This window comes from Vibrio sp. 10N.239.312.C11 (genome assembly GCF_041466065.1).
GTDB lineage: Bacteria > Pseudomonadota > Gammaproteobacteria > Enterobacterales > Vibrionaceae > Vibrio > Vibrio tasmaniensis_A.
Genome location: NZ_JBFSRZ010000057.1, coordinates 21779 through 31858 on the forward strand (window position 1 = coordinate 21779; position 10080 = coordinate 31858).

The following is a 10080-nucleotide window of genomic DNA, read 5'->3' on the forward strand; positions in this document are numbered from 1 at the left end:
CATGCTACGCGCTCTATATTTTGTTGTTATAGCTGTGTGCATTACCCCAACCATTCCTGGGGTAGCGGGAGTAGTGGCCTCGTCACTGAGTTTCATCCCGCCCCTAGGTTTAGAAGAGCCCTCACTCAACGGTTTTAGCCAAGTCTTTCAATGGGAAGGGGCTTGGCACTCTATTGGTTTGAGCCTCGGTTCAGCGTTCGCCAGCAGCTACATTGCCTGCTTCCTGACCTTTTGTATTCTTCAGGCTTCTTGGGGAAACAAGTTTTGGAGAAAGATTGAGCTAACGCTATCGCCAATGCTTGCCATTCCGCATGTGGCTTTCGCTATCGGCTTTGCTTTTCTGTTTAGCCCAACAGGGCTTGGCGCAAGAGCCGTGCATCACTTACTTGGTGAATCGGCTACAAGCTCTGAATTGGCTTTGCTGATAAAAGATCCTTACGCGTTTGGCCTAATCATTATGCTCGCACTCAAAGAAGTGCCCTTCTTATTGCTGATGAGCATTTCGATACTTCAACAAATCGATGTTGAACGCATCACTAAGGTCAGTGCCTCTCTGGGTTATAGCCGTGCTCAGATCTGGTGGAAGTGTATTTTCCCACAATGGTTTACCAAGCTTCGCTTCCCTATGTTGGCGGTGCTTGCTTACAGCGTATCGGTTGTCGACATCGCTCTGATCATTGGCCCAACCAATCCGCCGACCTTTGCCGTTTTGGTATGGCAATGGTTTAACGACCCAGACCTTAATCTATTGCCACGAGCTGCCGCTGGCGCCATCGTTTTATTCGGTTTGGCTTCGTTGATCATCGCCCTAGCGCGTCTAATCGAATGGGCAATTCTCAAGTACTTTAGAACTTGGCAATATTCAGGAAGAACAGGTATTAACCTTCCAGGAAAAACGATCTTCGCAGTGCTTGCTGCATTGTCACTACTGATCATTCCACTAATGGGGATTTGGAGTGTTGCCCAACGTTGGCGTTTCCCTGATTTACTTCCAAGTCGCTACAGCATGCGTTTCTGGGAGTTTGAGTGGGATGGCATCATGAGCACCGTCGGGCAAAGCTTGTGGATTGGCCTTATTGCCGCTTCCGTTGCTTTATTACTCGCGCTGGTAGCTCATGAGTACCGAATCAAATACAAGTGGCAAGTTCCGGGCTTTATTATCGCGATTCCCATGTTGATACCTCAACTCTCGGTATTGTTCGGCATGCAAGTGACCACGCTTTATATCGGCAGCAGCGCCTATGAATTTTGGGTAATTTGGGCGCATGTTTTCTTTGCTTTCCCGTTTGTGTATCTGTCTTTGGATGGCCCTTGGAAAAGCTTCAATGACGGCCTGATAAAAGCCTCGTTGAGCTTGGGTAAATCGCCATTTCAAAGCTGGTACTCCATCAAGCTGCCTATCTTGTTACCCGCTATTGCCTTTGCTTGGGCGGTTGGGATCAGCGTAAGTTTGGCTCAGTACTTACCCACCTTGATGCTCGGCGCGGGCCGTATTAGCACAATCACCACAGAAGCCGTTGCCCTTACCAGTGGTTTCGACCGCAGAGTGACAGCTATCTATGCCATTTGGCAGGCCCTATTGCCTCTGTTCTTTTTCTCTTTAGCGATATTAGTCAGCCGACTTCAACTCAGATATCGCCGTCTTACTTTTAAAGGTTTTCTAACGAATGAGTCTGCACCTCAACGACCTCGCCATCCGTAAAAACGATGGTGTATCGCTGTTTTCAGCGCTAAACATAACATTAGAATCAGGCCAAGTATTGGCTTTGATGGGGCCGAGCGGCTGCGGAAAATCGACCTTGTTGGACGCCGTAGCTGGGCACTTAAATGATGAGTTTTCGTATTCTGGCACCGTTATTTTGAACGACATTCAGCTGGATAACCTGCCTTCACATCAGCGTGAAGTCGGTATTCTTTTTCAAGATGACTTGTTGTTCCCTCACCTCAAGGTATGGGAAAACTTGGCGTTCTCTCTGCCTAATTCAATTAAGGGCTCCGCTCGTCAACAGCAAGCGATGGCCGCACTAAAAGACATAGAGCTAACTCACTTGGCAGAGTCTTTCCCGGATCAAATATCTGGCGGTCAACGTGCAAGAATCAGCTTAACTCGTATGTTATTGGCGAAGCCGAAGCTCGCCCTACTCGACGAACCGTTTAGTAAGTTAGACCAAGAGTTAAGAGCACAATTTCGCGATTGGGTCTTCGAACAGCTGACAAAAGCAAATATCCCAACATTAATGGTCACGCACGACGAAGCTGACGTACCTCAAGGGGCGCAAGTGCTGTCTTGGCCATGGAGGAGTCATCATGCTGGATAAGTACTCCATCAAGGTCATTAAGTGGCCATTAAACCAATCAGCTAAGTTGCTGAGTCAATTCGGTATCACGGCAAATCAAACCACCTTATTTGGCTTTCTGGTCGGGTGTTTAGCGTTTCCGGCGTTGGCATTTCAACATTACGAATGGGCGCTAGGCTTCATTGTGTTCAACCGAGTATGTGATGGGCTTGATGGGGCTTTGGCTCGAATCCAAGGCATTAGTGACGCTGGCGGTTTTCTCGACATCAGCCTCGATTTCCTTTTCTATTCGTTAATTCCTTTTGGCTTTGTTATTGCGAACCCAGAACACAACGCCATTGCCGGTGCGTTTTTGATCTTCTCTTTTATCGGTACTGGCAGCAGCTTTTTGGCGTTTGCCGTGATGGCAGGCAAACGAGGCATCGAAAACCCAGTCTATAAGCATAAGTCTCTGTACTACATGTCAGGGCTAACCGAAGGCACTGAAACCATCGCTTGTTTCATCGCGTTCTGTATTTGGCCTCAACACTTTGCTGTTATCGCCTACACCTTTGGCACCGCGTGCTGGCTAACTACGTTCATGCGAATTTACTTTGGATTCCAGACACTCAAGGATCAAGCTAGCTAGGGTGTGCATTTCTCATAAATAAAAACGCCGCTCAAATGAGCGGCGTTTTTTCGTGTCAGTTTTTGAGGAATTAGGAGTTAAGACTTAAAAACCCAAAATGTAACTTACGAATAATTCATTTAATAAGCAGTTATTTAATAAGCAAAGCGAGTCTCTTCTTTAAATAAGCTAGCTATAACCTCTTGGTATTGCATAAGGTTAAACGTAGAGTTGTCATTGTTATATTTTTGTTGCTTGTTTGCTAAATATGGTTGAGACACTAACGACGTAACCAACATCTGGTAATAATGAAAGTTTGACTCGTTACAGCCATCAACTAAATAAAGAAGATTTTCAAGAGTCTTATTGTAGGTGTAACCAAACTTAGACTCTTTAAGGCGTTGAACATTTTCGTAATTGTATGAGCTTCCGCCAAAAGTGAATAGTAAAAAGATGTTAGGCGAAGCTTCCCAAAACTCGATAAGTTCAGAAAGTAAGTGTTGTAGTTGTATTCCATCCACTCTCTGATACTTTGAGAACTGATCTTGAAAACGACTTGTATGCTCTTCGATGAGCTGATCAAACAATTGCTCTTTGTTATTAAAGTAATAAAGAATTAACGCGGGGCTTACACCCGCAGACTTAGCAATAGACCGAATTGAAACTTTACTATAAGGCTGAGAAATAAATAGCTTTTCTGCTGAGCTCAAGATTTTTGTTCTTTTGTCATTTAGCATCAGATTGTATCCTCACCTATTTGTTTATATTACCCGCGCATTCTATAACTCAACCAAATAATCTCAACATGCCCATTTTTATATCAAACAAACTAAATGAATAAAAATATAAAAAATTTGGATTTTTTAGAAAATAGAACAAAAAACAACCAGCAAGATTGCCTTATGAAACAATAAGATAGGGAATTGACAAGCGAGTGTAAGCGGTAAGTAAGAGAGTTCGAGCAGTATGTAAGCCAATGTAAGAGTGGCGCCCTATTAGAGCGCCACACGAAAAGCCTTTACTTTACAGCTCAAGCTTTTATTTTATAGCTCAAACTTAAAGCTTTAGAAGAACCTTAACTGAGCTATCAACTAAAGAGTCATCGATATAAGCAATTTTGTTTGAAGAGCTAGCGACCATGTCTTTCGCTAAGCTTTCTTGACCTACAGCTTTAGGTGGTTGACCTTTACCCGTAAATACTCGCTTTGCCCAGTAAGCTTGAAGCTGTGCTTCTGTCTTCTTTGTAATTGCTTGGTGAAAAGTACCCTTAAGTGGGTGACCGTCTTCCAAGTCTACCGCTTCAATCTGTAGAGACTTTGCTTTACCTAGATACAGTTTTTTAACTGTTGAAGCGTCCAGCTCACTCATTGATGGATTACCAACAACAACCAAACCAGCGAAAGCGTTCATGCTGCTAAGAAGAGCAGCGGCTACCAATGCTTTTTTAAACATAATTCTCTTCCTTAAAATACCGCGTCAACTTTAACTGTGTACAAGATGTTGTCTTCGTTCTTGTAAGATGCGTTAACACCACCATTAGTTGAACCGAAGTTGGTTAGGTAGCTAACATCACCTTTCAGCGCGATATTAGGCATAAAGTCCCAACGAGTACCGATGCTGTAAGTTGTGCGTTGGATATTCATGTTGCTAGAGATAGCGGTTGCAGAGCCGAAAGCATATTTAGTAGCAGCACTTGGGTTCTTAACCATGTTTACGTATTGACGTTTAACCTGGTTGTTACGTTCTGCATCGTCTGTCGATTCCATGTGCGCTACAGTTACGTAAGGCGTGAATTCGTTCACACGGTAAGCCGTTGTCAGGTAAGCAGAATCTACATCGTGATAGAAACCTTCAACCGTTGTACGAGTAACTTCTGAAACTAGCGATAGGTTACCGTTGTCGTATCGACCACCAACACCGTAGAACTTCGCTTTCTCATCGTTAAACGTTGTGTTTAAAATAGGTGGCTTATTCTTAACGTTCCAGTTTGTTGTTGAGCTTACCACTGCTTGAGCGTAAACCGTACGTAAAGTCCAAGTGTCGTCTGTCCAGTTGATCACACCACCAGCGATGTCATCAAACTGCGTATCAGCATTGTAGCTATGCTTAGACGCTGAAAGCTTTTGTGAACCTACGAAACCTTGGAATGATACTGTGCTGTCGTCTAACTCAACGTCATAGATGAAATCACCACCAGTGAGTGACGTAAGAACTACAGAACCATAAACTTCACTAGGAACGCGAACGCTTGTTTGAGCGTAACCCACTTCTAGGTAGTCAGAGTACATGAACAGAGGAAGACGTAGCTTACCGCCACGGACTGTCAAATTTGGTGTTACTTTATGGCTTAGAAATGCCCACTCAACATCCGGTGTCCAGTTTTCTTTCTTGTTACCGCGCGCAACCATTTGCACGACAGCTGAAGTAGAGTCGTTAACTTCAAACTCACCTTGCAAACCAATTAGAGAACCTTCATCAAAGCGTACTTTGTTTTGTGACTTCATGAAACCATGGCTATTGTTACCAAGTTGCATGTTCAAAGACGCAAAACCATTGAAGCTAAATTTATCAGCGACTGAATTTAGTTCTTTTGCTTCAAGAATAGCGACCTTGTTCTCAAGCTCAGCCAATTTTTGCTCATCTGTAGCGTGTGCAGCGAATGAAGTCGCAAGTGCTACCGCTAACGGCAATAAGCGAAAAGAGGAGTTAGTCATTGTTGTTCTCCGTTATACTTTAAATTGTGATGTTGATTTACTCAGCTCTGTAACGATGCCACTCAGTTGGTGACTTAGAGCTTCGAGTTGATCTGTCGACTGAGACACTTGATGAGAGCACTGTCTAAAATCATCCATATGGGTGTGGATTTGTTTTGAAGCACGAGCTTGATGCTCTGTAGTACTTGCAATTTGTTTGTTGAGCTCGGTAATTTCTTCTACCTGGCCACTAATTTCTAATAGATAGTCACCCGCGTTTTGCGCGTCTCCAACCGCCTGTGACGAGCTCGCTAAGCCTTGGTCCATAGCGCCAACAGCAGCGTTAGAGCCGGACTTAAGGTCGACCAACAGGGCATTAATTTCTGTTGCGGATTGTTGAGTATTGTTCGCTAACACGCGCACTTCGTCGGACACAACAGCAAAGCCTCGGCCATGTTCACCAGCTCGCGCAGCTTCAATTGCAGCATTTAGTGCTAATAAATTCGTTTGCTCAGCGACACTTTGTATTGTGTTTAGTATTGAGCCAACATTGCTTGCATTCTGATCGAGTTCTTTCAACTTACAGGCCGTATCACGGATGTTTGTCGCAAGCTCTTCAATTTCTTTACTCGTTTTAAGAACCACTTGTGTTCCTGTTTGAGCACTAGAATTGGCTTTTTGAGCTTGAGAATCTGCATGCGATGCAAAGTTAACAACTTGTTCTATGAGGTCGATGATGTTATTGACCGCCTCGGTAACCTCTTCGATGTGATCACGTTGAGTGCTATTTAGAGCCAAGGTTTGATTCGACTCGCTACGAATCTTATCGCTGACAACCTCAAGCTCGTGTCCAATGCTTAACGTACTCGCGATAATGCCTTGTAGCTTTTCAATGAATTGATTGAAACTCTCAACAAGCGTTGATATCTCATCTTTTCCTGCGTAGTCGATGCGTACCGTTAAGTCACCATCCCCAGTCGCAATCGCCTTCATCTTTTCTGTCACAAGCAATATTGAGCTAATAACCGATTTGAATATTGCGTAACCAACCGAAATCACAGAGATCAAAAAGAACACACCTAACCAAATAGATTGATTCGCAGCGTCGTTTGCGGCTTTTTCAGAGTGCAAGATAGTGTCTACGACCTTCTGACTCGCGGATGCACGTAACGTCTCGCTTAACGCAACTAATGAATCATATTCAGTGCTAAGTTGGTTCGCTCTGGAGGTCAGGCTCTCGAAAGAGTCATTGAGATTAATAAAATCTTCGCTCAGCGCGTACGCAGAATCCGTGTACCTTGCTAGTTGTTGTGACAGTTTATTAAAAGCTGTCGCTTGTGAAGGTAAAACATCGGCACCACGACTCGCTTCAACTTGCAGTTCAGAAGAAATTTGACGTGCAAAATCGAGAGCTTGCTCATCTTCCATCACGACAGCAGCTTCGAACTGTTGCTTCACGTTAGGTAAAAGAGAATATATTTTCGTCGCATGCTCAAGTGCAGGGTAGTAACTTGACTCTAACTGCTTTAGGCGCTGACTATTATCATTATGAATAAAGACATTTATTGAGATAATGGCAGCTAGGCTAAGAGATATTATTGAGAGCAGTACAATAAACTGTACTTTAATGTTGATATAGCGAGACAATAGCATAAGGTTTTTTCATTAGCGCTGGTTGTGGCTGATGGTAACGTTTGTTCATATTTAATAGCGAACACATTCACTAAACAAATTTACCGTTATGTTCAAAGCCCGTTATTTAATTTCTTTAATTAAGTTCAGCTCTTTAATTTTGCTGTCCCAGTCTTCTTTCCACTCTAATAGTTTACGAGCAGGCATTGGACGAGCGATAAAATAGCCCTGAACCAATGTGTCGACATTACTGATTTCACGAATGTCCATCCAAAGAGAATGATCCTCAACCCCTTCAGCAACTGTACTCAGTTCTAATAAGTGAGCCAAGTAGAGAGTAGCGCGAACAATGGCATGGCTTGAACGACTGCTTTGAATGTTTTTCACAAAGTCGATATCCAGTTTCAGTGCTGAAAATGGCAGGTCATCTAATTGCTTGAGTGAAGAGTAACCTGTTCCAAAGTCGTCAATCGCCAGGGGAATACCGCGCATGCATATCCTCGTGGTGGACGCTAAAGCAAGAGCGACACTTTCAACTAAATCAGATTCTGTTAATTCCAATTTTATCTGCTCTGTCTCAAGTTCACCTTGGTCGATCAAAGCGAAGATATAATCAACAATATCACCGTCAATAATATCTTTAGCTGTCAGGTTTATTGCAAATCTCCGCTCTCCGAGAAATGACTTCTCATTGATCGCTTGATTGATTAAATACTTCATCACCTCTCCCATTTTTCCTGACTCAAGTAACCGAGACAAAAAGAAAAAAGGGCTGAGTACGCCATAACGAGGGTGCTGCCATCGAATTAGCGATTCACTTTCTCGCCATTCACCACTATGGATACACACTATCGGTTGGTAATAGAACATAAACTCTTGGTTGCTTACCGCTTTTGCTATGTCTTCATCCGTAATAACGATGTCGCTATTAGAATTAGAAGCAGCCGCTTCTTTTGTAGAGTTAAGGTTAATTAACTTTGACAGCGACTCTTTTGCTATTGGCTTCTCAAGAACACCAAGCAAATTCAGGTTAAACGCTTTACACATCTTCCTTGCGGCATCGAGCACTGTTTTGCTTTCCGCACTTGTGATGATGATATTGCCTTGAAAATCGGCCTCAGCAAGGCGTTTTAGGAGTTCGATACCATCGATCATCGGCATATTCAGATCACATAAGATCAAATCGACAGAAGAGGCTTCAATAAACTCTAGAGCCTTATATCCACATTCAAAAGGTTGGACATTTTCCATACCCAAACTCTTTAAAACCATCCCCATTACATTCAATTGAAAAGGGTGATCTTCTATCACTACAACATGCTGGTTCATGGTAGCTCCTTAAATGGTTTGATTGATTCTGAACAATAAGTCTTCAATTGGTTCGTCAGCTGTTCGAGGTTATCGTAATGTGCTTGAATACCATCTAAGTCACTTAAGGAGACCAATTCCATTGTTTGCAATTGATTGGCAATGTCCTCTGTGCCTACCATTTTTGCAGCTCCCTTCATCTTATGAGCTACCTGTTTAATGGCTTCGAGATCTCGCTGTTCACACGCAGCTTGAAGCAGAGGCATGTCAGCTTGATGGCTCTTGATAAAGTCAGTGATGATCTGCATGACGAGATCTTTGTCACCAAACAATTCGGTTAAGTTGGCGAGATCAATCGGAGCAGAGCTCGGCTCACTTTTAAGCTCCGAGGAACTAATACAAGGCTTATCGACAACAGATTGCACCTTATCAAGATGTTTGATTATGGTGTCGCCAATCACCCTTAATTTGGTTGGTTTTGATAAGAAGTCATCCATACCAATCTCAAAGCACTTATCATTTTCACCTTGCACAGCGTTTGCGGTTAACGCAATGATCGGAAGACGAGGTTGGTTTTGGGTCTGCTCTTTTACTCGGATCTGCCTCGTTAATTCGTAGCCATCCATCTCAGGCATGTGGCAATCGGTAATTAGCAGCCCATAATCTTCATTATCTAAGGCAACAAGTGCTTCCTTGCCGTTATCTACCATGTCGGCATGGAAACCTAATTGCTCAATTTGTTGAAGAATTATCTGTTGATTGATTGGGTGATCTTCCGCTATTAAGATAAGTCTTTGATTCTGTTTGGCAGACTCGCGCGACTCAGTACTCAATTTCAGATTATTATCATCTTGGACAACATCTTCCACAAACGCAGGACAGTTGTGCAAACAGTGCATCAACTGCGAAGGCAACAATGGGTTTGCTGACAGATTCCAGCCCAATTTGCATGGCGCAGGCGAAAGCATTCCTTGTTCACTGACACAAATAAACTGCACGCTTTCGGCGAACGTATCAATGCTCTGATCTAGCTCATGAGGAATAAACACAAAATCAGGCTCAATGGTATCGACCCAGTGTGCGAGCTCTTTAGTCACCTGAACATTCTTTGAGATAACCTTAATACCCCAAGATGTTAGATAGTTCTCTAATTCAGATTGCTGCATGAACGTTTTGGTAAGTAGCGCCACCTTACCATTCATGTCCGCCCTGTTATTTTCAGCGAGCGTTTTAAGCGGCAGCGTAATAGAGAACGTTGAACCAATGTTGATCTTACTCGTCACGTTAAGACTGCCACCCATTTGTTCAATAAGTTGCTTCGAGATAGTCAAACCAAGGCCTGAACCACCATATTTCCTCGTGGTTCCTTCATCGGCTTGAACAAAAGGTTGGAATAGGTTTCGAATGTGTTCTTCACTGATACCGATGCCACTGTCAAACACCTCGAAACAAATTTGTTGCTGTTCACCATCCAGGTCGAGTAACTTTGCGGCTTTGTTGCGTAATTCAATGGAACTAAATCAAGAACCTACGATCTGATCAG

General features: G+C 43.3%; 9 protein-coding genes. 3 read left to right on the forward strand and 6 right to left on the reverse strand.

Going from position 1 to position 10080, the window contains the following annotated elements:
• Nucleotide 1: 1 nt before the first annotated feature.
• Genes AB6D07_RS19280 through AB6D07_RS19290 form a run of 3 tightly spaced genes read left to right on the forward strand, consistent with a single transcriptional unit; the run spans nucleotide 2 to nucleotide 2925 of the window.
• Nucleotides 2-1702: an ABC transporter permease gene (locus AB6D07_RS19280; RefSeq protein WP_017104252.1), complete on the forward strand. Its 1701-nt coding sequence runs from the start codon at nucleotides 2-4 to the stop codon at nucleotides 1700-1702.
• Nucleotides 1668-2318 carry an ATP-binding cassette domain-containing protein gene (locus tag AB6D07_RS19285; RefSeq protein ID WP_017104253.1) on the forward strand — a complete coding sequence of 217 codons (651 nt, stop codon included), beginning with the start codon at nucleotides 1668-1670 and terminating at the stop codon, nucleotides 2316-2318. The genes AB6D07_RS19280 and AB6D07_RS19285 overlap by 35 nt, the downstream gene beginning before the upstream one ends.
• Nucleotides 2308-2925, forward strand: a complete 618-nt coding sequence (locus AB6D07_RS19290; RefSeq protein ID WP_017104254.1) for a CDP-alcohol phosphatidyltransferase family protein — start codon at nucleotides 2308-2310, stop codon at nucleotides 2923-2925. Before AB6D07_RS19285 ends, AB6D07_RS19290 begins: the two co-directional genes overlap by 11 nt.
• A gap of 134 nt (nucleotides 2926-3059) precedes the next feature.
• Here AB6D07_RS19290 and AB6D07_RS19295 read toward each other — a convergent pair whose 3' ends face one another.
• From AB6D07_RS19295 to AB6D07_RS19320, 6 genes are all read right to left on the reverse strand, one after another.
• Complete coding sequence (locus AB6D07_RS19295; RefSeq protein WP_246091725.1) at nucleotides 3060-3614, reverse strand: TetR/AcrR family transcriptional regulator; 555 nt, start codon at nucleotides 3612-3614, stop codon at nucleotides 3060-3062.
• Between the two features lie 346 nt (nucleotides 3615-3960).
• Nucleotides 3961-4356: a phosphate ABC transporter substrate-binding protein gene (locus AB6D07_RS19300; protein WP_017104256.1), complete on the reverse strand. Its 396-nt coding sequence runs from the start codon at nucleotides 4354-4356 to the stop codon at nucleotides 3961-3963.
• Nucleotides 4357-4367: 11 nt separating this feature from the next.
• A complete protein-coding gene (locus tag AB6D07_RS19305) occupies nucleotides 4368-5618 on the reverse strand; it encodes a hypothetical protein (protein ID WP_017104257.1) in 1251 nt (416 codons plus the stop codon).
• Nucleotides 5619-5630: 12 nt separating this feature from the next.
• Nucleotides 5631-7250 (reverse strand): methyl-accepting chemotaxis protein, encoded by a 1620-nt coding sequence (locus AB6D07_RS19310; RefSeq protein ID WP_009846436.1) that lies wholly within the window; start codon nucleotides 7248-7250, stop codon nucleotides 5631-5633.
• Between the two features lie 102 nt (nucleotides 7251-7352).
• Nucleotides 7353-8558, reverse strand: a complete 1206-nt coding sequence (locus AB6D07_RS19315) for an EAL domain-containing protein (protein WP_012603664.1) — start codon at nucleotides 8556-8558, stop codon at nucleotides 7353-7355.
• Nucleotides 8555-9979, reverse strand: a complete 1425-nt coding sequence (locus tag AB6D07_RS19320) for a response regulator (RefSeq protein ID WP_372140742.1) — start codon at nucleotides 9977-9979, stop codon at nucleotides 8555-8557. The genes AB6D07_RS19315 and AB6D07_RS19320 overlap by 4 nt, the downstream gene beginning before the upstream one ends.
• Nucleotides 9980-10080 lie beyond the last annotated feature (101 nt).